General features: G+C 55.8%; 20 protein-coding genes and 3 pseudogenes. 4 read left to right on the plus strand and 19 right to left on the minus strand.

The annotated features are described in order from the left end of the window. The 3 genes from C7I87_RS35635 to C7I87_RS27835 all read left to right on the plus strand — a co-directional run. The coding region (locus C7I87_RS35635; protein WP_210250663.1) for a hypothetical protein at positions 1–180 on the plus strand (180 nt) is incomplete at its 5' end. A gap of 222 nt (positions 181–402) precedes the next feature. Continuing rightward, entirely contained in the window at positions 403–618 is a 216-nt protein-coding gene (locus C7I87_RS36135; RefSeq protein WP_246696434.1) for a hypothetical protein, read from the plus strand. A gap of 714 nt (positions 619–1,332) precedes the next feature. Further along, complete coding sequence (locus C7I87_RS27835; RefSeq protein ID WP_188394020.1) at positions 1,333–7,101, plus strand: type I polyketide synthase; 5,769 nt, start codon at positions 1,333–1,335, stop codon at positions 7,099–7,101. 66 nt (positions 7,102–7,167) lie between these two features. On the opposite strand, the pseudogene C7I87_RS27840 reads toward C7I87_RS27835, so the two are convergent. Together C7I87_RS27840 and C7I87_RS27845 are read right to left on the minus strand one after the other, a co-directional pair. Next, positions 7,168–7,507: pseudogene (locus tag C7I87_RS27840) on the minus strand (transposase); the annotation flags it as partial. Positions 7,508–7,662: 155 nt separating this feature from the next. Continuing rightward, positions 7,663–8,107: pseudogene (locus tag C7I87_RS27845) on the minus strand (transposase); the annotation flags it as partial. A gap of 395 nt (positions 8,108–8,502) precedes the next feature. Between C7I87_RS27845 and C7I87_RS27850 the strand changes: the two are divergent. Continuing rightward, the gene (locus tag C7I87_RS27850) at positions 8,503–9,060 is read left to right on the plus strand and encodes a transposase (RefSeq protein ID WP_149907247.1); all 558 of its coding nucleotides are present in this window, start codon (positions 8,503–8,505) and stop codon (positions 9,058–9,060) included. 181 nt (positions 9,061–9,241) lie between these two features. On the opposite strand, the gene C7I87_RS27855 is transcribed toward C7I87_RS27850, so the two are convergent. From C7I87_RS27855 to C7I87_RS27935, 17 genes and pseudogenes are all read right to left on the minus strand, one after another. Continuing rightward, positions 9,242–10,015 (minus strand): SDR family oxidoreductase, encoded by a 774-nt coding sequence (locus tag C7I87_RS27855; protein ID WP_210250660.1) that lies wholly within the window; start codon positions 10,013–10,015, stop codon positions 9,242–9,244. A gap of 88 nt (positions 10,016–10,103) precedes the next feature. Next, positions 10,104–10,988 carry a beta-keto acid cleavage family enzyme gene (locus C7I87_RS27860; RefSeq protein WP_149907248.1) on the minus strand — a complete coding sequence of 295 codons (885 nt, stop codon included), beginning with the start codon at positions 10,986–10,988 and terminating at the stop codon, positions 10,104–10,106. Positions 10,989–11,321: 333 nt separating this feature from the next. Next, positions 11,322–11,462 (minus strand): UPF0262 family protein, encoded by a 141-nt coding sequence (locus C7I87_RS36140; protein ID WP_149907249.1) that lies wholly within the window; start codon positions 11,460–11,462, stop codon positions 11,322–11,324. Positions 11,463–11,488: 26 nt separating this feature from the next. Beyond that, positions 11,489–11,832: pseudogene (locus C7I87_RS27870) on the minus strand (acetyl-CoA C-acetyltransferase); the annotation flags it as partial. 52 nt (positions 11,833–11,884) lie between these two features. Next, on the minus strand, positions 11,885–12,115 hold the full coding sequence (locus tag C7I87_RS27875; protein WP_149907250.1) for a sugar phosphate isomerase family: 231 nt from the start codon (positions 12,113–12,115) through the stop codon (positions 11,885–11,887). A 215-nt stretch (positions 12,116–12,330) separates the two neighbouring features. Next, positions 12,331–13,341: a LysR family transcriptional regulator gene (locus tag C7I87_RS27880; protein ID WP_149907251.1), complete on the minus strand. Its 1,011-nt coding sequence runs from the start codon at positions 13,339–13,341 to the stop codon at positions 12,331–12,333. Between the two features lie 246 nt (positions 13,342–13,587). Continuing rightward, positions 13,588–14,766 (minus strand): ectoine hydrolase DoeA, encoded by a 1,179-nt coding sequence (gene doeA / locus C7I87_RS27885; RefSeq protein ID WP_149907252.1) that lies wholly within the window; start codon positions 14,764–14,766, stop codon positions 13,588–13,590. Between the two features lie 161 nt (positions 14,767–14,927). Continuing rightward, positions 14,928–15,599, minus strand: a complete 672-nt coding sequence (locus C7I87_RS36830) for a hypothetical protein (protein ID WP_373424778.1) — start codon at positions 15,597–15,599, stop codon at positions 14,928–14,930. Next, on the minus strand, positions 15,484–15,852 hold the full coding sequence (locus tag C7I87_RS36835) for a pyridoxal-phosphate dependent enzyme (RefSeq protein WP_149907253.1): 369 nt from the start codon (positions 15,850–15,852) through the stop codon (positions 15,484–15,486). Before C7I87_RS36835 ends, C7I87_RS36830 begins: the two co-directional genes overlap by 116 nt. A gap of 55 nt (positions 15,853–15,907) precedes the next feature. Then, positions 15,908–16,675: a maleate cis-trans isomerase family protein gene (locus tag C7I87_RS27900; RefSeq protein ID WP_149907254.1), complete on the minus strand. Its 768-nt coding sequence runs from the start codon at positions 16,673–16,675 to the stop codon at positions 15,908–15,910. Position 16,676: 1 nt separating this feature from the next. Continuing rightward, on the minus strand, positions 16,677–17,909 hold the full coding sequence (locus C7I87_RS27905) for a M20 metallopeptidase family protein (protein ID WP_188394021.1): 1,233 nt from the start codon (positions 17,907–17,909) through the stop codon (positions 16,677–16,679). 1,447 nt (positions 17,910–19,356) lie between these two features. Next, positions 19,357–19,800 carry a thioesterase family protein gene (locus C7I87_RS27910; RefSeq protein ID WP_188394022.1) on the minus strand — a complete coding sequence of 148 codons (444 nt, stop codon included), beginning with the start codon at positions 19,798–19,800 and terminating at the stop codon, positions 19,357–19,359. 112 nt (positions 19,801–19,912) lie between these two features. Then, positions 19,913–20,737: an ABC transporter permease gene (locus tag C7I87_RS27915; protein WP_149907257.1), complete on the minus strand. Its 825-nt coding sequence runs from the start codon at positions 20,735–20,737 to the stop codon at positions 19,913–19,915. Beyond that, a complete protein-coding gene (locus C7I87_RS27920; protein WP_149907258.1) occupies positions 20,734–21,627 on the minus strand; it encodes an ABC transporter permease in 894 nt (297 codons plus the stop codon). The genes C7I87_RS27915 and C7I87_RS27920 overlap by 4 nt, the downstream gene beginning before the upstream one ends. Beyond that, positions 21,624–22,775 carry an ABC transporter ATP-binding protein gene (locus tag C7I87_RS27925; protein ID WP_306440521.1) on the minus strand — a complete coding sequence of 384 codons (1,152 nt, stop codon included), beginning with the start codon at positions 22,773–22,775 and terminating at the stop codon, positions 21,624–21,626. Before C7I87_RS27925 ends, C7I87_RS27920 begins: the two co-directional genes overlap by 4 nt. Before the next feature lie 118 nt (positions 22,776–22,893). After that, a complete protein-coding gene (locus C7I87_RS27930) occupies positions 22,894–23,970 on the minus strand; it encodes an ABC transporter substrate-binding protein (protein ID WP_149907259.1) in 1,077 nt (358 codons plus the stop codon). A 325-nt stretch (positions 23,971–24,295) separates the two neighbouring features. Further along, a partial coding sequence (locus tag C7I87_RS27935) for a reverse transcriptase domain-containing protein (RefSeq protein WP_246696431.1) occupies positions 24,296–25,243 on the minus strand: 948 nt, incomplete at its 5' end.

The following is a 25,243-nucleotide window of genomic DNA, read 5'->3' on the forward strand; positions in this document are numbered from 1 at the left end:
GCGCAGCCGATGACCGCCGCAGCAGTGGCAAGCGCTCGGCGCCGGCTCGACCGCGCGTTTCGCGCGGCAGATGCTCGGGAAATGGCTGACGCGCCGGTCGCTTGCGCACACGATCCTCTGGAGAAGCTGAACGCGCTGTTGCCGTGGGAGGTTACCGCAAGCCGCTGGCCAAGGCGCTGAAGCGGTCGGATGGCGCCAAGGGTGGCAGGCCGCCCTACGATCCGGTGCTTATGTTCAGGATCATGGTCTTGCAGGCGCTCTACAGCCTCCGACGACCAGGCCGAGTTCCGGATTCAGGATCGGCTGGGCTTGATGCTTTTCCTCGACCTTTGGCCTCGGCGACAGGGTGCCAGACGCCAACACGATTTGGTTGTCCGCGGGCAACACACGTAGGCCCGCGCGGTGGAGAACTTGTTCGCCAGCTTCGACAAGCACCTCGCCAGGGCCGGATATCTCGCAATGGGCGGCCAGATCGTCGACGCAACGATGGCGGCGGCGCCGAGCAGCGTGACACCCGACGCCGAGAAGGCCGGTATCAAGGCGGGCAAGTTCCGGACGCATGGAAGGACAAGCCGGCGAAGCTGCGCCAGAAGGATCGCGATGCCCGCTGGACGGTGAAGTTCTCGAAAGCCAAGGCCACCGACGGGGGCAAGGCGCAGCAGCGCGACATCGCCATCCCCGCCTTCGGCTACAAGAACCATGCCTCGATCGATCGCCGGCAGGGCCTCATCCGGGGCTGGAACGTCACCGGCGCCTCGGCTTATGACCGAGCGCAGCTTTCCAACGTGCTGGACAAGACAACACCGGCTCGAAAGTCTGGGCCGGCACGGCCTACCGCTCAAAGAAGAACGAGGCGTGGTTGGAAAAGAACGGCTACGTCTCCGACATCCACCACAAAGAAGCCGAAGGGCCGGCCGATGAGCGAGGCCGGTGCCTTCGTAGAACATGTGACGATCCGCGCCCACTCGGCCGGATGTGCCCAAGTAAATCATCTCGAAAAATTCGCAAGTCTACGGTCACGACAGCGAGTTTCGTCGGCGGCGGAACAGCCGCGTCAGCGTGAGCCCGCGCCTCGATAAGGTGGGCGCGCCCTTATCAAATGTCACATGGATAAACTAGATCTTCGTGTAAATTTATCCTATCATAACTCATCTAAAATACCTTAACCGAAGTTTAACAAATATTTCCTTTCTGTATTTGCTAACCGATGTTATTTTTGACCTCTAAATTAGCTAATTGACTACTATCTACCGCGGTAAATCTCCGGATGGAGATATAAAAGATAGAATGTCGTTCACAAATAAACTCCGCTTATATTCAGGCGGTACTGCGATGGAGCGCTTTACGAATATGGAACGAATTCATGATAAAGCCAAAGAACTGCTTAGCATCGTGAAGAATTCACTTGAACCGTCGTATCGGATAATTTGCTTCCCTCATGGCGGGGGTGGCTTCCAGTCGTTCCGTAATTGGCCGAACTATCTCCCCGACGACGTTGAGCTTATTTGCTTGGATCTTCCAGGGCGCGGCAAACGATCAGCGGAGGCCGCCATTCGCAGCATGGACGTACTGGTGCCCATGGTCATCGAGGCGCTCCAGGCATTCAGCGATAGGCCTTTTGTTTTCTTCGGTCATAGTGCAGGTGCCCTCGTGGCCTACGAGATTGCCCGCTCCCTGGAGAAGGTCGGTCGGCCGTCTCCCTTCCATGTTGTCGTGTCTGCTCACCCGTCGGCGGATCTGCCCCCGGATGAGCCGCCGATGTATAGATACGCGGATGACAGGTTAGCCGATGTGATTCGTTCCCTTGGCATGGTCCCCAAGAAGGCGCTGGCAAACGAGAAACTGCTACTGGATTTCATTTTGCCGCCCTTGCGGGCCGACTTCGAACTTGTGGAGACTTACGACCGAAACCTGCCAACGCCTCTCAAGGCGGCAATCACCGCTATGGGGGGAGTTCAAGACGAAACGATCAATGCCAATGACCTAGACGAATGGCGTCGGCTTACGACTTCGCGCTTCGCCCGGATTATGTTTGATAGCGATCACTTTTTCACACATTCCATGACGGAGGAGGTGGTGTCTAGCCTCTTGCGCGAGGTTGGCGAGGTGAAGGGACAACTTCCGGCTTCCATCCAACACGGCGAGGTCTTCCCTTATAATAATCTAACGCTGCATGAGCAATTCCGCGAACAAGCGGCTCTCACCCCGGATAGTCCTGCCGTCGTTTCACAGGCAGCGGTCATGACATATCGGGAACTCGACGACCTGAGCGAGATTTTATGCAGCCACCTCCTCGGACATGGTCAGAGCCGAGGTTCCCGCGTGGGTATCCTGATGGATACTTCACCTGAATACGCCGTCGCCTTGTTCGGTATTCTTAAGACAGGGGCGGCCTACGTCCTGCTTGACAAAGCTCTCCCCGCCGCTGCTGTAAAGCGAATACTTGAGAAAGCACGGATTGAAATCGTTGTCACCAACAACCGTTTCGCAGCTAAGCTTCCGTCTGACTGGTCCGGAATTGCGCTGTCTCTCGACGAGGGTTGGGAAGCACAATTCGGCAAGGCCAGTCCGGCCAATCCCCAAGCGGTGGATCTCGATGCGCCGGCTGCGATTATATTTTCGTCTGGCACGACTGGTGAACCAAAAGGTGTCGTCTTTCCTCACCGAAGCGCCGTATCCTCTTACCAGTGGCGCTATTGCGCGCTGCCATATGCGGCCGATGAGCGCGAGGCGATCAATTTGTTCTTGGTCGGGGAGATCATGCGCCCTATCCTCGCCGGGATTCCAGCCTATCTGATCCCTGACGACGTTATCTACGATCCGCCCCAGTTGGTCGATTATCTGGAACGAAATCGAATTTCGAGAATATTGTTAACCCCTTCACTGTTGGACGTGCTTCTCAGCAGCGGCTTGCCCGACGTCCCCTCCCGCCTTCCGGATCTCCGATTGATCGTCCTATCAGGCGAGGTACTAACGGCAGCGTTGCTCGCGCGTGTCAGGGATGCGCTGCCGCACGTCAGAATCATCAATTACTACGGCGCATCGGAAGCACATGATGTCACACATATTGACTTGAGCGAGATCAATCCTGCAAAAATAGAAAAGGTCGTGCCGGTCGGTCCTCCCCAGTACAATGCCAGTGTCTATATCCTCGGGGAGCAACGCGATCCCGTCCCACTGGGCTTCTTGGGCGAGGTCTTCGTCGGCGGCGATGTCTTGGCTCATGGATATCTCGACAGCCCGGAGATGACGCGGGAAAGGTTCTTTCCCGACCCGTTCCGAGCTGGCGGCACGATGTTCCGCACCGGCGATCTTGGCCGCATGCTGCGCGGTGGCCAATTGGAGGTTATCGGGCGCTGCGCTTTCATGGTGAAAATCCGAGGTTTTAGCGTCGTGCCCGGGTCGATTGAAGCTGCCTTGCTTCGACACTCTGGGGTCTGCTCCGCCGCCGTATTGCCGGAACTCGATGCGACGACCGGCCAGCCTGATCGACTGATCGCGTATGTAGTCTTGCGGAATGGGTGCAAGGGCTGGGAGGCTGCGTTGCGGGCGCATTTGAAGTCTGAGCTGCCGCACTACGCTATACCGTCAGACTTCGTCGAGGTGAGGGAATTGCCCATTGCGGCCAACGGGAAACTTGATCGGTCGCGCCTCCGCGACCTCGCGAAAGAGCCGTGCCCTCCGGTGAAAGGTGCTGACGAGGTCGAATCGGCACTTCGCACAGCTTGGCGCGACCTTCTCCATGCTGAGGTTGCCGATCCGCGCGACAACTTTTTCGACTGCGGCGGACACTCCGTCCTGGCTGCGCGTCTCTGCACGCAGCTTCGCAAAAGTCTGAAGGTGGACCTCCGCGTTGTCGAGGTCTTCCTCAATCCGACTTTTGAAGAACTCGCGGCTCTTCTCCGCAATCGTGGCGGCGAGCAGGGGCATCCCCAAGGCGGCAAGCTCCCCAAAACACCGCCAGTCTTGCCGGGCAGGCCGCACGTGAAGGCGTTGGACCGCCGGCACAGCCTCGGTATGGACATTGCGGTGATCGGAATGTCCGGGCGTTTTCCCGGCGCGGAAACAGTCGATGCACTGTGGGAGAACCTCTGCCATGGGGTGTGCTCGATCACCTCACTCTCCACGCATGAACTCAAGGCCCGGGGCATTCCGGAGGCTGTCCTGAAGCGCCCCGATTATGTGCGCGTGGGCGCCCATCTGAAGGATGTGGACCTTTTCGATCCGGATTTCTGGAAGCTTTCGAGGCGTGAGGCAACGTTAATGGACCCGCAGCATCGCCTGTTTCTCGAATGCTGCTGGAAGGCTCTCGAGTCGGCCGGATATGCACCAACCCAGCATGAAGGCCGGACGGGTGTGTTCGCAGGTTCCTCTCTCCCACTCTATTTGCTGCACCATTTGAAGAGCGGCCTCAGCGATCCCACCAACACGCCACTCGCTTTTCTGACGGAGCTCGGCAACGAGAAGGACTACCTTGCCTCGCGCGTGTCCTACATGCTGAACCTCAACGGCCCAAGTATTGCGGTGCAAACCGCATGCTCAACGGGTCTGGTGGCGATCGCGGTCGCCGCTCAGTCTCTTGCGGCCGGCCATTGCGACATGGCACTGGCAGGCGGCTCGAGTATTATCTTTCCGCAAGCGGGGTATCAGTTTGTCAAGGACTTTATTAATTCTTCGGACGGTGTGTGCCGAGCCTTTGATGCCGATGCCAGTGGCACTGTGCTCGGAGATGGGTTAGGGGTTGTCGTTCTCAAGCGCCTTGAAGACGCGCTTGCGGCGAACGACCCGATCCACGCGGTGGTAAAAGGATGTGCCATTAACAACGATGGCCGCGCCAAATCGTCCTTCTCGGCGCCTAGCGCGCGAGGCCAGGCCGAAGTTGTGCGCCAAGCACTTGCCTCGGCGACGCTCGGCCCTGAAGATGTGGAATACATCGAAACTCATGGGACCGGCACCAAGGTCGGCGACCCGATCGAGGTCCGCGCTCTGGCAGAGGTCTTTGCGGGGCAAGAGAAATCGGGCAAGGCCTGTGCGCTCGGGTCAATTAAACCGAACATCGGCCATGCCAACATCGCCTCAGGGGTCGCGAGCTTTATCAAGACAGTTCTCACCCTTCAGCACGGAGTAATCCCCGCGACCATCAAAATCAACCGGCTAAACGAGGATCTGGCTCTGGAAGACACGCCCTTCTTCATCAATGAGCAGCTTAGACCTTGGCCCCGTCCGCCGGGACGCTTGCGAACTGCCGGAGTCACCTGCCTCGGCATCGGCGGAACCAACTGCCATGTCGTGCTGCAGGAATGGGACAGCGCCAATCCAAGGGCATGGCCCGGATCGGTCGCACGGGGATCTCACGCCCTTTGCTTGTCAGCAAAGACCCCGTCGGCGCTAAGCCGGGCCTGCCGGAATCTAGCCGCATTCCTGCGGCGTAACCGCGATATCGATCTTGGTGACGTCGCACACACACTACGCGTGGCGAGATGCCAGTTCGAGCATCGAACCGTCGTTGTGGCGCGCAACTTGGATATGGCGATCAAGAGATTAGAAGAAGAGGCCGATCGCGCGGCTGATCGAATTCTTTCCTCGCCTTCGATTGCGTTCATGCTGCCGGGCGGCGGAGTGCAGCACGCAGGGATGTTCAAGGACCTATTTGATCACGTGCCGGAGTTTCGTACGACGTTCTTGACTTGTGCCGCCACCAGTCGCCAGGTCCTCGATCGTGATCTGGAGTTGCTCGTGTTCGGGGGAAACGATGCATATGCGACCGCTTCCTTTGAAGAAATAAACGTCATGATCTTCTCCGTGCAGTATGCCATGGCAAGTTTGCTACAAGCTTGTGGCGTGCGCCCCAACTATCTTGTTGGACACAGCATGAGCGAATACGTCGTGGCGACCTTAGCGGGCATTCTGAAATTGGAAGATGCTATAAGGCTAATGGTCGTTCGTAGTCGCGCGATGGCGAATCTTGGTGTCGACGGTGCTATGCTTGCGGCTAAATGCAGCCCGGAAGAGGCTGAGCACATCCTTAAGAAGGACGTTTGGCGAGATCGAGCTGAAGCTGGCGAGATCAGCGTCGGCGTCGTGAACTCAAGGACGAGTGTTGTGTTCACTGGTAAACGGGAACTGCTTGAACGGCTTCAGCAGGAGTTCGAACAAGCTGAGATTCCCAACCATACCCTTAACACAGCTGGCATCCCCAGCCATTCTCCGCTGATGAAACCGGCTGCTGATGTCATCGATGCGCAAGTCCGCACCCTCGAGAAGCGAGTTCCAGATCTGGCCATTGCTCTGAATTCAGGAGGATATCTGCACCGAGCGAAAGTGCCCTTGGCAGAGACCTACTGGAGTAGGCAAGCAATCGGGACGATCCGATTCGATCGCTCTCTCGCAGCCACCATAGCGGCCGGTGCAACTGCGCTCGTTGAGCTCGGACCATCGTGCAATCTGGGACGTTTCGCACGTGAACTGACCAGTCCAGAGGATCGTAAGACCAGAATTCCAGCGATTATACCAGCCGCGCGCGACGGGAACGACAAGAATTTCACCGACCGCCATGTCCTGCTGGAATGCCTCGGGAAACTCTGGGCCTTGGGTGTTGCGGTAGACTGGAAGGGGGCCGGTGATCAATTGGAGCCGTTTGGTAATGGCCGACGTATTCCCCTTCCGACTTACTCGTTTGACGGTCACCGTTGCTGGCCGGACGATCAGCCTGCGGGCCCGACACTTCCGCGGCAACCCGGGGAGAGTGAACAGCAAATGGGGAAAGTGTCCTCGACGCCAGACGAGCAACCAGAAGAAGAGAACAACTCTCTGCGAAAAGAAGAAGAAGTCGGAACAGAAAGGGACAAAATATTGCTTAGCGTGGATCCCAGGAGCGTCTTCCTTGATGAAGTCAAGACTCTTATCGGCACCAAAGATATAGGCTGGGAAGATAATTTCTTTGATGTTGGGGGAGACAGCCTTATCGCAGCAGAACTCCAATCTTATTTGACGAACAGCGACCGCTGGAGGTCGCCGCAATTGAATGAGATAATTGAGGCAGCTACGTTCGGCGACCTGTATGACCGAATTTCCAGAAATAACGGTCACCAGTCGCAATGACCTCTAAGAGCTGGAGTATCATACCCTGCGGCTATCCCCCACATCCGTAAGGGCTGTCCGGGGAAAGTCAGCGAGGAACTTGCGGATCTTGAGGTGTTGTTTGATCCAGCGGAACGGCAGTTCGATCTGCCTGCGGCCTTGTAGAGGGCGGCGATCTCGACTGCGGAGCGATCGAGATCGTTGGTCAACAGCGTGATGTGTCGCCATCCTTGCGCTGGACGATGACGCGGCGCAAGGGGATCGGCAGTTTGCAGTTGGTCTTGCTGGCAAGGCTCACCCTGGCATCTTCAAGGACCGAGAAGCCGTCGCCCTGTGTGTCGATGAGGCGGCAGTTGTCCTCCACCTTGAGACCCATGTTGGATTTGGGCCGGGTGACGAAGAAGGCTTCGGCTGCGGCGGTCGCCGTCGTCTTCGGCGAAAGGTTCGTCGGGACTATCAGGAATCTTGTGCGTGAGGCCGGTTAACGTCATTGGCTGACGAACCTTTCGCCGAAGACGACGGCGAACTGTGTCCTGGCCTCAAACCACTCGCGCGGGGCGCGTTTCCATTCCTCGGCGGCGTCCATTCGGCAACTTCTTCCAGAACAGCATCGGTGACCGCCGAGATCAGGTCCGGCGAAACGAATGCCATAGAGTTCCTCCAGGTGGCCGCGGATCTCGCGCACGCTCATGCCACGCGCATACATCGACACGATCTTGGCGTCGAAATCGGGGAAGCGGCGCTGATACTTTGCGATCAGCTTCGGATCGAATGAGCCGGCGCGGTCACGCGGGATCGAAAGTTCGAGCCTCGACGTGCCCGTCAGAACCGTCTTCTTCGAATGCCCGTTGCGCCGGTTCGCCGAGCCTTCGGCCTGCTCCTCTTCAAGATGATCGTCCAGCTCGGCGTTCAGGATCCGCTCCGAAAGCGCCTTCTTCAGATCGTCGAGCAAGCCGTCCTTGGCAAACAGCTCCTGCGGATCGCGACCCGAAAGCAACCGATCCAGAAGTTCCTTGTCGATGGCCATGTAATGATTCTCCTTTCCATCATCATGGCCTCACGCACAAGATTCCTGACAGTCCCATCGCCGTCCACAAGCTTCACGGGCGCCAGCGCTGCGGCAAGCCGCTTGCGATCAGCCTCATCGAGCCACGGCCCGGCAGAGCGATAATCTCGTTGCATGCTCCCCAGAAAACACCCCGCCGCTCTCGCGCTGCAAGACTTATGGCGGCCGACTTAGTACTACAGTTGCGCGACCTCACTTTGCCACATCGCAGGTCGCTATCCACTCTCCTCATAGGATCTGAACAGTTCGCCAGTTCGATCGTCACCGCCGCGCACTCGTCACCTCCGAATCCCTTCAGGCCCAAGTGAATCACCGCTGAGGTCCGGTGACGAGTGTCTTTTTCAACAGATAGGGTGATGAGCGCGCCCGGCGTCGGGCCGATCACGCGCTCACCTTCCGCGCCACGATCGACCGGTCGGAGCGGTTCGGCTCCTCAGCGGGCAGTGGGAGCGCATCTGGGCCTGACGCCAGCGCAATACCAGTCCGGTGAAACCGACATTCAGGGCAAGGTCAGCCGTTGCGGCGACGAACTCGCCCGCACCGCCCTCTACGAGGCAGCACATTCGCTACTCGTGCGCTCAAAGAAATGGTCGAGCTTGCGCGCCTGGGGCATGAACATCGCCAAACGTCGCGGCATGGCGCGAGCCCGCGTGGCAGTAGCCCGCAAGCTGGCCGTCATCCTGCATCGCATGTGGGCCGATGCAACCGAATTCCGCTTTGGAAAGGAAGCCGCCGGCCCACATTGGCATGAAATACGACAAGGAACAAAAACGAACACAGACAGAAGTTCGCCCGAGAGGGTGATCCGGATCGTTCCCGTGGGGACGATGCGCAAGGCGATCTCGTTAGCAGGCACGATCCTGGGGGAATTCTCCAAGGTCGTTCAACAGATTGAGACGCCTCGCTCTCCCTGACCCCATCATGCGGCGACTCCGCGCCGACCGCGAAGAGAAGCGAGTGACCCGCGGGGCGACATGATCCGGAAAGAAGACGGGAAAAGCTTGACCTCACCGACCCCAATCAGAGAAGCCTGCTAGTGCGTTCTGCTCAATCATTTATAATCTCCTTCTACGCTGGTTCGAACTGCGCAGGCCTTTACATCGCGTCGGCGTCTACTATGAAAACATGACCCGACATGCGCTTTCCCGCGTCCGATGTCAGGAAGAGGGTCATGGCCGCGATGTCATCGGGCAGAACCCCAATACCCAGGGAGGATTCAGCCAACAAGCGAGCACGCATTTCTGCAGGTTCTATCGCCTCTTTTGCCGCTGTTTCAGCGATCACGCGTTCTATCCGCTCACCTTCAACGAGGCCGGGGCAGATCACGTTTACACGGATATGCGACGGCCCCAGTTCTTTCGCAAGACTTTTGGAAAGCCCAATGACGCCCCATTTTGACGCGTTATAGGGAGATCGCAGAGCGTAGCCTTCCAATCCGGCAGTCGAAGAAATGTTGACGATTGCACCACCGCCAACCTGCCGCATAAGGGGCGCTGCAAGGCGTGCAAGGAGAAAGTGACTTGTAAGATTTATAGCTATGGTCTGGTTCCAAGCCCCCAGGGTCATGGTTTCTGCGGTTTCGATCGGACCGGCAATACCCGCGTTGTTAACAAGAATGTCAACGCGCCCGAGGCGCTCAATGGCTTCTTTGAAGAAGCTTTCAACTTCATCAGGCTTTTCCAAATTGCAGTAAGATGCCCTTACTCCAATATCCCTATTGTTGACCTCTGCAATCTTCTTTTGATCCACATCGCAGATCTCGACGCTAGCGCCAGCCTGCGCAAGTGTTTCAGCGATAACTCGACCGATGCCGGAAGCTGCAGCTGACACAATTGCACAACGGCCCATCAGGGAGAGTAGAGGTTTCATAGTAGTTCTCCAATTCATCGGAACTGTTCATGTCGAGCTTCTAATAAGATGCTTTTTTCCATTCGAATGCATGCTCACTGATATAGATCTAAGTCTGCTTTGCTATATTAAGGATCTCTCTGGCTTCAGCCGGCGAAGCGACAGCCCTTCCCATGCGCTCAATAATTCCAACAGCGTTCTCGACCAAATCAGTATTTAATGCCAGCACGCCGCGCCGCAAGTAGATGTTATCTTCGAGGCCAACTCGTACATGCCCACCCATCGCCGTCAATTGACCAACTGCAGGCATTTCATCGATGCCACAACCGAAACCGCCCCAGATAGCTCCTTCCGGCAAAAGGTCTTTCATCGCTTGGATTACGCTTGCAGTGGCTGGGGCTCCATACCCGGTGCTCAGACAGAACTGGAAGAGTGGCGGGCCATCGATGGCACCATCCTTTATAAGCCGCTTTGCTGTCTCGATGTGGCTGAGATCGAAGCACTCAAGCTCCGGCTTAACACCAGCATTACGCATGAGCTCCGCCATCGCCCGCAGGTCAGACATTCGCGCGACATAAATCCGCTCGTCGAAGGCCATGGTACCGCAGTCCAGCGTACTCAATTCCGGCTTGAGCTTAATAGCGTGAAGGCACCGGGTTATCGGATCCGTGAGGGTTGAGGTATCGCTGAGCTTAAGAGGTTCGAGAGAGCTCAGCTCTAACTCTCCATCCATGCCGCACGTCAAATTAATGACTACATCGACAGCTGCGTCCCGGACTCTGTTGACGACCTCCTCGTACAGCTCAAAACGGTTCGATGGAGCCCCTGTTTTCGGATCTCGGACGTGGATGTGGACGATCGCCGCTCCAGCCTTCGCGGCATCCAATGTAGCTTGCGCGATTTCCTTGGGTGTCTTTGGAATGTTTGGATGCTTTTTTAGGACATCGGAGCCTCCGCCAGTAACGGCACATGTGATCATCACTTTTTGTGACATGTTGGTCTCCTGAGACGGGGAAGGGAATAGCCTAGCATTTGCATTTTGGATAACCGGGCAACGTCGGCTAAAAACGCTCTTCGATTGGCGAGAAATCTCGGCCCCTTTCGGGGCATGCTTTGGGGGCGGAGTTAGATAGCTTGGCACCTTGCTAGTTCTGGCTTCCGAATCCGTCAAACAGAGTTTTTGTATCTTGTTATCTCGACGTAAGATGGCCACCCGCAGATCTGGCCCCTTGTTCCTTTTGGGTATGGGCCGGTCTGACAGTCCGCAGGCCGTTTCCAATAGTCACCTTGCCTTTGTAGGCGTAAGCCGGGTTAGCTGACCATCGATCTATGGCCATAACCGCGCATAAGCAGTGCGTAAAATAAAGATGAACAGCCGACGTGCAGTGTGTTTGTCGATGTTCAGTCCTGCTAAAAGCCACTCCATTAGAAGCTCTTCCGCCTTGTTATGAACAACTCGCCGTGCCATGTCGGCGGCCTTCTAAGTTGCCCTCAGTTCTGCGAACCGAGCGCCAAGATGTCCTCACGTAGCAGCCACTTCTTCGCAACGTTTTTCCGCCGTTCTGCCCATGTGGTAGCCGTAGAACGCGTCCGTCAGGCCGTCCCGACATGTAGCGACCATCTTGACCCCGCTGTGCATGTGCCCGCAATGCGGCGCGTTTCCGGCCTCTGTCGGTGGAATCAGAGCTAACCTCATTAACTTCGCCCGCCTCGACACCGGCGCGCTCTAGTATGCCCTTCATGAAGGCGGTGCCCAGCTCGTGGGCAGCCGTATTGGCGAAAGAAATATTGAACGAGCCGACCGCTGCACGACCTGCGGTGGCGATGGATGCAGTCATGAGAGTTGCTACCAAAATCTGAAATGCCTGACACGGCCGCTAATGTAGCGGTTCAGTTTACGATGGTCGCCTCGGTAGCGTTGCGGAACTCGATTTCTCTCACACCGTCGGAAAGCTCAACGATCTGTAATGTGCTATCGACGACACCGAGCACGCCCAGATTTGTGATGATCCTACCGACCGCACGATGACCGGTCCACCGCGTGAGTACCTTGAATTCACCGGCCTCGTTGGAATGGTTCATATCCGCCACCAAGCGTGTAACGCCAGCAGCCAGATCCATAGCCCCGCCCATCCCTCGACCAGCTTGCCAAGGATCTTCCAGTTAGCAGGATCGTCCTACTCCGACGCCTCCATAGCGCCAAAGATAACCATGGCACCTTACCACTGGGGATCATCGCGAAGCTTTGTAACGATTCGAGAGCCCCGTGCGATGCGGCAGATGAGGCTGGCATCCAGCTGATCTTGAGACCATTACCACGATGAGCGATGGTATTCTCATCGGCCTGCCCGTTGCAAGCTGAGCCGCTCGCGGCTCAGCTCGAACGGCACGGCCAGCGCCAAAGCTAGATCAGTTCCAAGGGCATCTTCGCGCATCGTGTTTCTTGCGAATTTCCTAGGACACACAAGCTTCGTTACAATTTCCTGGATCAAAGCCCGTACCGCCTCCACTTCGATTGAGCGCCGATCCCTTGGATTAATTGCTAGCGTCAGAGGCATACTAATCCCAGGGTCAACAATCCTCACAGTTTTAAGTTGGGAAAGCAAAGTCTCACGATGGATGGTCGATGGAGTCAATATCGAATAGGCTTTTCCATCCGTCACCATATTGATAATAGTTGAAAGGGAATCAACTTCGAACCTCACGTCAAGCGTGCTACTGTGGTTGCGAGCTGCGTCCGATAGACATTGCCGGATGTTGTCAATGCGCGATGGCAGAGCCAGCGGATATGCATGCAAGGAAGAGAGAGAGATCACATTCTCAAATGGCGACTGGTTTGGGGGCGCCACCAGAAAAAGCTCTTCGTGAGCTAATGGCCGGTCATGGTTGTTGCCTTCCGACTCCTTATACAGTATCGCCAAATTAAAGAGACCATCCTTCATAGAATCCTCAATTGTACGACCCATTGCCTCTGTGATTTTGACAGTGACCCTTGGGAGTCTTTCCCGGGCTAGCGAGAGAAGTTCACTCGCAATAACACGTGCAGGGGCACATGGGATTCCAACTGTAACTTCACCGGATGGCGACTTGACTTGGTTTAGCAACTCCTCTTCTACTGATCGGACCTGCTGTAAGATCGGGCGTGCGTGTTGTAACAGTTTCTTTCCAGCGGCGGTCAAACTAAGCCCTGTCCGGTCGCGAATTAGTAACTGCGTCCCGAATCTGTCTTCCAACTGTCGAACATGCAGGCTTAGAGCGCTCTGCGCGATGTGCATTGAGGCTGCGGCACGCGTGAAGCTCCCTGCTTCAACCACGCCAACGAAGTATCTGAGCTGTCTAAAATCCATACTCTGCTCCCGTGGTATCCCACACCTTCCTGGTAGTAGTAAGTTCGGCCGAGCATCTAATCGGATGGGCTAGCTGACACCCACTAAATTGCTGTGCGGCCTGCGCTGGCATGCAAGAGCGAGACAGCTGGACCTGGTGCGCTGTCAGGGCCTAGGCGGCAAGACGCCGAGTGTGCTCGCCCTCGCGTCAAAGTTGCGAGCCGTCGCGGTAGGCTTGGCCTAATCCTCACTTGCCTGCGATCAGCGTCAGTCAATAACGATGAGCTGCCGCGGGAAGTTGGACAAGCATTCGGGCCGGCACTCAGTGATGAGGATGCTTTCTGTAATTTCGATGCCCCAGTTCTCAAACCAAAGGCCCGTCATGAAGTGGAAGGTCATACCGGGCTGGAGTTCTGTATGGTCGCCGGTACGGAAACTCGCGGAATGCTCGCCCCAGTCCGGTGGGTATGCGAGGCCGATCGAGTAGCCCGTGCGGCTCGGCTTGTTAAGGCCATAGCGCTCGATGGAGCTGTAGTACGCGCGGGCAACATCCTCGCACACGTTCCCGGCGACGGCCTTTTCGAGGCCGGCCTCCATGCCATCCAAAACTGCCTTCTCAGCATCGAGGAACGTCTGCGTGGGACGGCCGAGATAGAAAGTTCGTGAAAGGGGACAATGGTAGCGCTTGTGGACGCCGGCCAACTCAAAGAAGATGCTTTCTCCCGACCGGAGTTCCCGATCGCTCCAGGTAAGGTGAGGAGCTGAGGCATCGGCACCGGCTCCGATCATGGGTACGGCCGCAGGATAGTCCCCCCAAGCGCCAGCCACCCCGCGGGTCCCCGTATGATAGATCTCCGCGACCACATCGGACTGCTTTATGCCCGGACGCAGAACCTCCGCCACACGTCCGTGCATTGCCTCGACGATCTTGCCGGCGGCTCGCATGTACTCGATCTCACGCGGCGACTTGATGATGCGTTGCCATTTCACGAGACGTGTCGTGTCTTGGAAGGTCGCATTCGGAAGCGACCCAGCGAGAGCCTCGAAAGCTGCAAGGGTAAAATAGTAGTTGTCCTTCTCGATCCCGATCCTCAGGCTACCCCAGCCCTGATCGGCGATAAGAGGGCCGAGCACCGTCATGGGATGATGCTGAGCGGACTGCACGTAGTGATCGGCGTAAGAGCGGATACGGCTGTCGTCCATGTAGACGGTTCGACGAGCTCCATTCATGTCCTGCTCTCGTCCGAACCAGATCGGATCCTCGTGCGGATGCACGAGAACGCACTGGTGAACATAGAAAGACCAGCCGTCATAGCCCGTCAGCCAAGCCATATTGGCCGGATCCGTTACGATTAAGAGGTCAACGCCTGCCTGCACCATGGCTCTACGTGTTTTGGCTAGCCGTTCGCAGTATTCAGCGCGATCAAACCGACGAGACTCGCTCATTGCTCTTACTCCTTTAACCGGTTTACTGCATCCGCCGCAGCGGATCTTTGGATCTTCTGGCCATAGGCACTTCCCGCATCAGGACGAATAAAATTGGCCTTCATATCTGAGGCTCGCCGCACCGTTCCGAACGGTCGCTCAGCCTGTTAAGTCGCAAATCGTTACGTCCCCCGTCGCTCGTCCGGCCTGTGCCACGCCCAGTAATGACGTCGCCCAGCTCCGCGAATGCAGCATCGCTCGCCACCACGCCCGTGACGCAGCTCGGCGAGTACTCGAGTTTGCGACAGTCGATCGCAGATGTAGCGGGCTGCCGCGATCAAGCCTAGCCTGACCTCGTTCTTGTGCTCAGCATCAGACCCCATTGCTGTGATTTGAAGTCCTGGTCGGACATCGCTTGCTTTAACGAGCGGCTCGTGGCTCGGCATTGTTGTAATCGCAATCTCAACGTTTGACAGGCCTCGACATACGTCAGGTGCCACGCTGCAGTGAACCCCAAGTCCATCGGCCATCTCGGCTGCATATACGTGGGCGGCTGCTTCCGTTTGGGCCCAGACCACGGCTTCCTCGATATCGCGCACAAGGGTCAATGCCCGCAGTTGCAGCCGAGCTTGCTCACCCGCACCGATGATGGCCACCCGTTTCGAATCCTGCCTCGCTAGCCATCGCGCGGCAACCGCACCTGCTGCCGCTGTACGCACTGCGGTCATGTATTCGTTGTCAAGCAACACGGCCTCCGTCAGCCCCGTCTTGGCAGAGAGCACAAGCATCAGCCCGTTTAGGCTCGGCAAGCCAAGCGAGAGGCTGTTGAAAAAAGCCCGGGCTTGCGTAGGCAACAGCGCGACCGTGGTTGCCCGTAAAGGCTGTGACCGCGCGGCTTACACCACTTTCAGCCAGCCGCGATGTCGCGTTCGTGAAACCGCGTATCTTGAAGCCCGCTGTGGGCTGGACCGTCTCTAGCTTGAGAAGAACCGGCACGCGAAGCCTTTTCGATGGAGACGCGTAATGCACTAATGGTGATCGCGTGGTGCGCCCATGAAGTCGCCGCCGTGCGCTATAGACGTCAGCGAGGGATAAGACAGGTACCATCAGGTATACTTTCAGATGGGTGCAACCGACTTCAAACAGACGGCCAGCTAAGGTGCTAGACAGTTAGAAGCTTGCCGAGTCCGTTTCGCCGTTGGGAGTATCCACCAAGTCTCAGTGCGTCCCATAACATCGCCTGATGGGCGGTTATGACTGGCTTCCGTAGCCGGCTTTCAAGTTGGTCGATGATCGTTGACGTGCGAAATCCAGTGCACGGGATAAATAAAGCCTGTGCATCAGCAGTATCAGTCACAGAGCCTGCATCAACGATGCTCTGAGGCGTGATCTTGATGATGTCATAGTCGTTTTCGATATGAAAAGATGCGCAGGCCACAACTGTAATACCTGCATCATTCAGCCGATCGACCACCACGGAAGTGACGTCGTCCGGATAAGGGGTGAGCAATGACACACGCTCAATGCCAAGCTTGCAGAAGGCGCGCAGAGCTCCAGTCATCGGGGAAGTCAACTTTAACCCCGGAACGGTTCGGTGCAGTTCCTCTTCAAGCTTCTTATGAGAGATGATTGCAGAGCCGGACGTGCATGCATAGGCGAAGACATTGACGGATTCCGGCGGGACATACAGCTCCGCAGCCTTCGCAATCTCGAATGCGTGCCCTTGCAGATGTTCGATAGTAATTGGGTTGTGAGTTTCGATCCGAGTCGCCGAGATACTCACGCCGTCATCCGGGAGCATCTTACGCAATTCGTATTCCGTAATCACATCTGTCGAGAGAGTGATCAGACCGATCACCACCTGCGTGCCCATACCAGCGTCAAGCGATGGCTCAACGTGCTTGATTGAAGGCACCTGTGTCGAGTTCATATCAGCTTTCCATTTTCCTGTACGGAACACTGGAGTGTCCTAACGATGGCCCAGGCTGCGCTCGCTGCCCGTAGAACATCCTGATCCGAAACGCCAAACTCGGATGTGTGAACATGAGTGACGTTTCCGAGATCCTTGTCGTAACATCCAACCCAGAAGTAGACTGATGGTAGCTTCTCGGCATAGAAGCCGAAATCATCCCGCTCTCCCGAGAGGTCTCGTCGGGACCAGCGCCCTTCCCCAAAAACCCACCGATTGCAGGAGTCGCGTACTGGCTGACGATGGGGTAATTCACGACCGCGGGCTCTCCCGCAGTGAGCTGAAACCCCGCCTCTCCTCGGTGCATCAAGGCAATGTGCCGGGCGAGCTCTTCCAGTCGGCGACACAAGTTACGCCTTGCATCCAGAGATCGGGTTCGCCGGGTTCCGTCGATGACACCACGGTCACAGACAATGTTTGTCGCTTCACCGCCCTGGAACTGTCCGATCGATATCACGCTCGCCTCGTCTACGTGGCTCTCCCGAGATATCAACTTTTGTGCTTCGTTGACGAATGCGCAAGCGATAGCGATGGCATCGACGCCAAGTTCAGGCCAGGCGCAGTGGCTCCTCTTGCCCTTGAAGATGACCCGAAATTCGTCGGAGGACTTCGTCACCGGGCCGACGAGCACGGAGAATGTCCCAGATTGAATCTCAGGATTAACGTGCATTCCGACCGCGCAGTCGAAGCCCTCTAAAAGGCCTTGCCCGGCCACCGTCCTCCCTCCCAGCGGTTCCGCCTCTTCTGCTGGCTGAAACACGACGCGCACTGTCCCCGCAGAATGCTTCCGTTGAGCAAGAGCTGCTAGAACAACGCCAAATGCGGCCGATGCGTGGGCATCGCGGCCACGGGCGTGCATTTTGCCTGGATGCCGGGATCGAAAAGGCAGGTCCGATCGCGCTTCTTCGACCGGCAGGGCGTCGATGTCGCCACGGACGACAACCTTCAGTGGCGTTCCATTCCCTTCACCGACGATGTCGACATACAACCCGGTAGCGTGGAAGATGCCTGGATCGTGAATGCCCTCAAAGGTGAGCATTTCTGCGATTTTTTTCTGTGTGGCATATCCCTGGTTCGACAGTTCAGGATTTGCGTGCAAATGATGCCGAAGAGCGAGGATTTTCTCTTCGCTCCCGGGCGGGAGGTGGCCCACTGCGCCCTGTAGGTCGACCACCGAGCTGTCGATTGTCTTCATTATTCGATCACGATAAGTTGGACAGGCACTCGGCTTGGCCGTTTGCAATAAGGATGCTTTCCCGTGATGCCCAGTCGCCGAACCAGAGGCAGTCATGAAGTGGAATGTCATCCCAGGTCGTAGTTCGGCCTGGTCACCGCTACGGAAGCTCGCGGAATGCTCGCCCCATTCCGGCGGATAGGCGAGCCCGATCGAGTAGCCAGTGCGGCTCGGCTTGGAGAGGCCATAGCGCTCAATGCTCCCCCCAAGGCCCTGCTCAATGACAGTTCACGTAACATTGCTTACTCCTCTTTCCGTCTCGATTCACACGCGATTTGCTTAGCGAGCAGGCTGGGGATCACTTCTTTCGGTGATTGGACCGGCACACTCTTGCAACGTCACAAAAATGACAATCATGACAAAGTGTGTCAATTGCTTAAATTGTACAATAACAATATATTCGGTTTGAGACGCTGGATGCGGCGCCTAGTGCCTATGGCGGAAGGTTGGAGAACCATTCTGGTGCGCTGGGAGGAAAGAAATATGACAACGGGTCGCCGCCGAAGGCTGGGTTTGCCAAGCCGTACTTTCAGTCTCTCGCGGACCAGATCGCCCAGGCAACCACTCGTGGGCTCCTCCGGCCAGAGGATCAGCTACCGCCGCAACGACGGCTCGCCGATAGCATTGGTCTCCGATGCCAACGATCAGTCGGGCCTACGATGAACTGGCGCGTGGTGGACTCACGACTGGTCCCGGCACCTTCATCCGGAATGCTGCTGACGAAGCAGCGCAAATCCCCGAGCGGCAAAGCGGCTTGATCGACCTTTCGATCTTAAAACCAGTCTGTGAATCAATTCATCTAGCGTCCCGGCCGAACGAGATCTCCGCTCGTCAGCGACTCATCGCTGCGGAGTGGCTCAGGTTCTGCGGTGTTCGTACTGGGGAAAGGAACATCCATTTCACAAACGGTGGCACATCGGCCCTGACAGTCGCGTTGCTGTCTGTGTGCCAGCCGGGTGGAACTATCGTCGCTGAAGAAGTTGGATTGCACACACTGCTTCCGCAAGCGTCGTATCTGGCTATCAAGTCGCGGGGCCTGCCGATCGATGATGATGATGGCGTTATTCCGGAGGCTCTCGAGAGCGCCTGCAGAGAAACTGACGTCCGTGCACTGCTCATCCTGCCGAATGCACTGTGCCCGACAGCTTTCGTCATGAGCGAGAGCAGGCGCGCTGCCAATCGTAGAGATTGCACGCCGTCACGAGATACAAATTCTCGAAGATGATGCATTTGTGCATTTGCCCCTCTCGTACAGCAGAAGTCCCTCCCATTCCAAGCCCTGGCACCGGAGAGAACCCTCTATGTGACGAGCTTCACCAAGCCGTTCTGCCGGGATTGCGCACGGGCTTTACGCGCGACGCTCAAAGTCACGTTGGCTTTTCGGATGACGATGAAGATCAGGTGAGTTTCACACCATCCTCCGTATGCCCATTCGGCGGCTGACAAGGCCCGGATCAAACGTACCACTGTCCACCTCGGCAAGACGTCCAAGCTCGGCCATCACGCCCGGCAGGAATGGTTCTACGCGGCGCGATAGCAAACTGAAATTTAGTAAAAGCTGTTCAGCTGTGGACAGTAACGCCCCGTCGCCACGCACCATCGTTTGTGCGACATGAACCCGTTTTTCGTCAAGGTCGGCTATCCAGGTAGTGAGGAGCAAATCGTCGCCACGCATTGCTTCTTTTTTGTAAGCGACCCGGGCTTCGGCGGTGACAAGGCCAGAGACTATTGATCCATCCGGCCCTAGACGTATCGCATCGTCGAGCCGCACATCAGCAGCTCTACTGAACGCACCCAAATAGTGCGCCATATTCATGTGCCCGTATCCGTCAATAAGATCGTCGGTCACCATCGTTGCGAATCTTCGAGTCGCGTCCATCTATTTGCTCGATATTGTGTGGTCTTACCAGGTACAGGGTCGCCCTAAACCGCTCTAAAAAGCCCCTCCTCTATAAGAAGAGAATCTACGCGCGGCCTACAAAACCGATGAACCGGGCCGCAGCAATTAGAACGACAGCCAAAGCTATAAGGCATGTTGAGACAGCACTTATTGTCGGATCAATTTGATCACGCATTGATGCAAACATCAGCTTTGTAAGGGTGGTACTAGGACCACCGGAAATGAACAAGGAAATCAGCACATCGTCGAGCGACGTTACGAGCGCCAGCAGAGCTCCCGCTGCAATCGACATACGAAGCTGTGGAAGGGTCACGCGGAAAAACGTCTGAATTCTTGTCGCCCCATGGATACGGGCCGCCAGCTCAAGATTCATGTCGAATTTCGTCATACCAGATCCAACGCTTATCATCACAAATGGAATAGCCAGGCAACTATGCGCAAGAACTAGCCCTGTCACAGAATGCAGCAAACCGATTTTCGCATAAAGAAAAAATGTCCCGACAGCTATCAATATTGTCGGGAGGATCATTGGCGAAATAACCAATGCACTGAGAAATGTAGAGGTGATTCCCTTGTATTGGTACAGACCATAAGCTGCGAGTGTACCCAGTGGTGTCGCAATTAGAACAGTACCAAACGCGACCAACGCAGATACACTGATTGCAGACTGCCATCGGACGTCAAAAAATAGCCGTTCATACCATTGTAGAGAGAATCCAGGTGGTGGGAAGCTCAGGTCAGGCGAGGATGAGAACGACATAGGTACAATCACGAACGCAGGTGCGATCAGAAAAAAGACTATAAGGCAGCATACGATATAGAGCCACAAGCGACGCAAGTGTAGGATCTGCATATCGTCCGACGTGTTTTCAACGGGCACAACGTTCATCTGAGTTTACCCCCCCCCAAGCTTGCGATCCGGATCGATATTGCTAGCAGCAGCAGTGTGACCACTAGCAGAACAACGGCGAGGGCACTAGCGGCCCCCCAGTTAGGATAGACCATAACACTACGTTCGATACGCATCGCAATCATTGTAACCTTTCCACCTCCCATTAAAGCCGGTACGACATAGAAGCCAAGGGAAAGGATAAACACCAACAAGGCACCGGCGGCAAACCCCGGAAGAGATAGCGGAAAATAAATTCTCCAAAATGCTACTGTTGGAGATGCCCCGAGACCGGCTGCAGCCTTGAGATAGTCCTTATCGACACCGCGCAGCGCAATATAAACAGGTATGATCAGATATGGCAGCATAATCTGCGTCATCCCTATGATCGCTCCGCTCGTTTGGTACAAGAATTGAACCGGTTCATTTACCAATCCAAAAGCGACTAGCACATCGTTCAACGGCCCGTTCCGCTGTAAGATCGCTATCCAGCCATAAGTTCGCACCAGCACTGGAGTCCAGTAAGGTAGTAAAACAGCAGTGAGCAGTAGAGAGGTAACCCTCGCTGATGACTGAGCCATGAGATAGGCTATTGGATAGCCAAGGAGGCCAACCAGCAGCGTCACAGCGAAAGAAATGATAAAGGTGTTCATCAATATCGAAACATACGCGCCTGAGACGGCGAGTCTTGTATAATTTTGCAGAGTGAAAGCACCATTCTCGTCAAGAAGCGACAGCCAGGAGAGCCAGCTCATTGGTATTAAAACGAGTACGGTTATTAATAGGACGGCAGGAACTGTGACCGCCAACATCCAGAGTCCTTCACGACGGGCGTCAGATTTGAGACCGTCGGCGTTGCGCGAAGCATTGTCTGCTGCTATGTTGATCATACTTCTGATCCAGGCACAAGAATACTATCCTCACGATCTAGAAGGAGAGAGACGTTTTCACCCACCTCTACAGAGTTTCCCGCTGCTGCATGCCTTGCTGCCTCTCGAACCAGTACGTCCTGTCCTTCCGTCAGAGTGACTATGAGAAGAAGCTGGTCGCCCTGGAATAGCTTCTGGCTCACCGTACCTGCAAAACAATTCGTATCGGTTTCGTTCTCTATCGCATGTCGCGCTATGCGCACATGCTCTGGCCGAATTAACAGCGTAGAGCGAGACGAAGGTCTTGTCGTATTATGTTTCGCTATCTTTAACCGTTGGCCTGCAAAGCTGGCATTGCTACCATCGTGGCTTATTGAAACTGGAAGTAGAGTCGACTCGCCCACGAACTCGGCAACAAACCTGTTTTGCGGCCTGCGGTACAAGACGCTTGGGGTGTCGACTTGTACTATCGTTCCCTGATCCATTACGGCGATGCGATCAGACATCGTCAGGGCCTCACGTTGATCATGGGTCACGTAAATGGTAGTCATGCCGAGCTCTTCGTGGATCTGCCTGATCTCAATTTGCATTTCTTCACGCAATTTTTTATCTAAAGCTGATAACGGTTCGTCCATAAGCAAGATCCTTGGCCCGAAAACGACGGCTCGTGCCAGTGCGACACGCTGTCGTTGACCACCAGACAATTGATCAATTCGCCTTTGGGCGTATCCTGAGAGGCGCACCTGAGCTAGAGCGACTTCAACGCGACGACGCGTTTCCTCCCTGTCAACGCCCCGTATCGAAAGCGGAAATGCAACGTTTGAGAAAACATCCATATGCGGAAAGAGCGCATAACTCTGAAAGACCATTCCAATATTACGCTTGTGGGGTGGCAACCGGATAGCCTCGACATTTCCAATCTGTAGGGAGCCATTGTCGGGGCGCACGAATCCAGCAATCACCATAAGCAAGGTGGTCTTGCCGGACCCGGAAGGACCAAGCATTGTGACAAATTCGCCGGGTTCGATATTTAGCTGAACCGATTGCAACACTGGGATCTTTCCATACCTCTTGGAAATGTCCCCAATTCTAACGGGAACTCCATGGATACCGAGAACTTCAGACTCGGCATGTCCGTTTTCGCCCGCACTATCCGTCATATCCGTCATTTACCCCAACCTTTGAACCTACACCAAGAAGACGAACACGCTCCTTGCGACCCTATCAATGTTTAAACAGGCCCAGTTTTCAATCCTGGGCCTGTTTAATGATAAGCTGCTCGACCGGTTACTCCTGCTTGAACGCATCCCATGTTTCTTGGGCTTTGCTCAAAATACCCGGAGTCGACCAATATTGTGCATTCTTAAGGGCGAAACCAGCGGCATCTGGCATCGTAGGCATATCTTTAACCCGCTCAGGAGCCAGCATGTTTTCGCTGAATACCTTTTGGTTTATAGGAACCGCCGTGGTGAAGTTGGGAATTGTTTTTTGCACCTCAGGTGTCAACATCGCCGCTATAAACTTCATAGCCAAGGCTTTGTTTTTGGCGCCTTTAGGCACCACTAGACACTGCGGAGCAAGGAAAGCCTGATCCAAGCTCCTATCGATTAGGCCTTCTTTATACAGAATATCCAATCTCGGGGACCAACCGTACAGGAGATCGACTTCACCCTTTCGAACTAGGTCTATTTGCTGCTGTCCACCAGTATACCAGATCGTTATGTACGATTTGATCTCCCGGAGCTTTGCAAGGGCCTTATCCATATCGATTGGATAGAGCTTATCGATCGCGACCCCATCCGCCAGCTGCGCCACTTCAAGGGTTTCTTGGGGTGCATCATAAAGCGCCCGACGGCCAGGATATTTCTTCACATTCCAAAAATCCGCGTACGTCCTCGGAGGATCTCCAGCGAATAGTCCCTTGCGCCAAGCCATGTAGGAGCCAGTGGACCATGGACCGGCGATCCAGTACTTATTGGCAAAACGAGGATCAATCCCGTCGGTATTGATTACCGCATAATCCAATGGCTCGAACAGCCCCTCCGCTGCCCCAGCGGCGCAGTCTGGTACCGCCAGATCTACCAAGTCCCAAAGAACCGCACCAGACTGGACCTGGGCACGAATGCCAGCAATGCCGAGTGATGCACCGGTGTCTTCTTTGAAGCTAACTCCGAGCTTTTGGCTAATAGGCTCCCAGAAGGCCTTACGCATGGCATCTTGGATAGTTCCGCCCCAAGAAGCGAACGTGATAGGCTCATCCGCAGACGCGATTGTGGGCAATACTGCCAACAAACTGCAAGCTACAACGATTGATTTTAACTTCACGAATTCGGCTCCCTTTTTTGGTAAGAATTGGTGGTCCATTGCAATGAGGATGCTTGCTTTGCGACGTTTTGTCGTTCTTTAAAAGCGAACTTGCATCCCACACCAGAACAAGTCGCTTTTGACGGCTTGAGGTCACAAACGACGGCTGCTTAGCTCCCTCTTTGGCTTTCCTGGAGAGAGATGCCACTTCGAACCCTGTACGATAGCAGCGCTAAGGTCCAATTCATTGTCTATAACATACTATCTGGAATCACGATCTGGATCGGCGGGCAGGATTTTGAGGTTAACGGCCGGGAGCAGATGTTCTGCAGATTGGTCGGAATAGGGGGGACGCCTCGCGCCGCCGCCCCACACGGCCTACGGATCACGTACCACGGCGGTTCGACCGGATTAAGCTTAGACAGAGACATAGAGACTGGGGAGACCGAGCGACTCGAAGTGGTGGTTGCGCAGGGCCTGTTGGACGACCGCCGGGTGTCCTGACATGCGCCAGAATGCCGTCGGTGAACCGGCAGCAACCGCGGCCCGGAGCTTTGGCACGCCACGATGGCGCAGCTCCTTTGTAGCGGTTGTGCCCGTTCCTCCATTGCCGCCAAGATACATGCGTAATCTTCGGCGGGTCCACGCTCCAACGTAAGCACCCGCGGGGTCTGGCAGAAGCCGAAGTAGCCACGCCAACCGATGGGTATGGCTTCAGCTCCTTGATCAGCTGCGGCAGACTGATGCCCCGGGTCCGGCGTGTCATGTCCCGGATCAGCGTCTTAAATTTGTGGAGAGCTTTTGGCGCGATGCGCAGCTCGCTTCCGTCATTCGAGATGCTGAACCCCAGGAACTTCCGCTCCTCCGGTCGCGCCACAGCGCTCTTCGCCTCGTTGACCTTCAGCCGCAGCTTCATGGTCAGGAACCGGCTTACGGAAGCCATGACCCGTTCGGCGCGGCGGCTGCGAACATAGATGTTGCAGTCGTCGGCGTAGCGGCAAAAACGGTGGCCACGTCGGGTCAGTTCGTTGTCGAGGTCGTCGAGCAGGAGGTTGCTTAGGATGGGCAAGAGCGGGCCGCCTGGGGTCCCCTCGTCCACCGGACGGACCAAGCCATCCTCCATCACCCCCGCATTGAGGAATGCTCGGATGAGTTTGAGCACACGCTTGTCGGACACCCTCGCGGCAACGCGCGCCATCAGGCTATCATGATTAACCCGGTCGAAAGATCTTTCGAGGTCGAGGTCAACCACGTAGCTGTAACCCTCGGCAATGTAGCATTGCGCTTGGACTACTGCCTGTTCAGTGGCGGTTGAGCGGCTGATGCTGGCCGA

Source organism: Mesorhizobium sp. SARCC-RB16n (genome assembly GCF_008520305.1).
Lineage (GTDB): Bacteria > Pseudomonadota > Alphaproteobacteria > Rhizobiales > Rhizobiaceae > Mesorhizobium.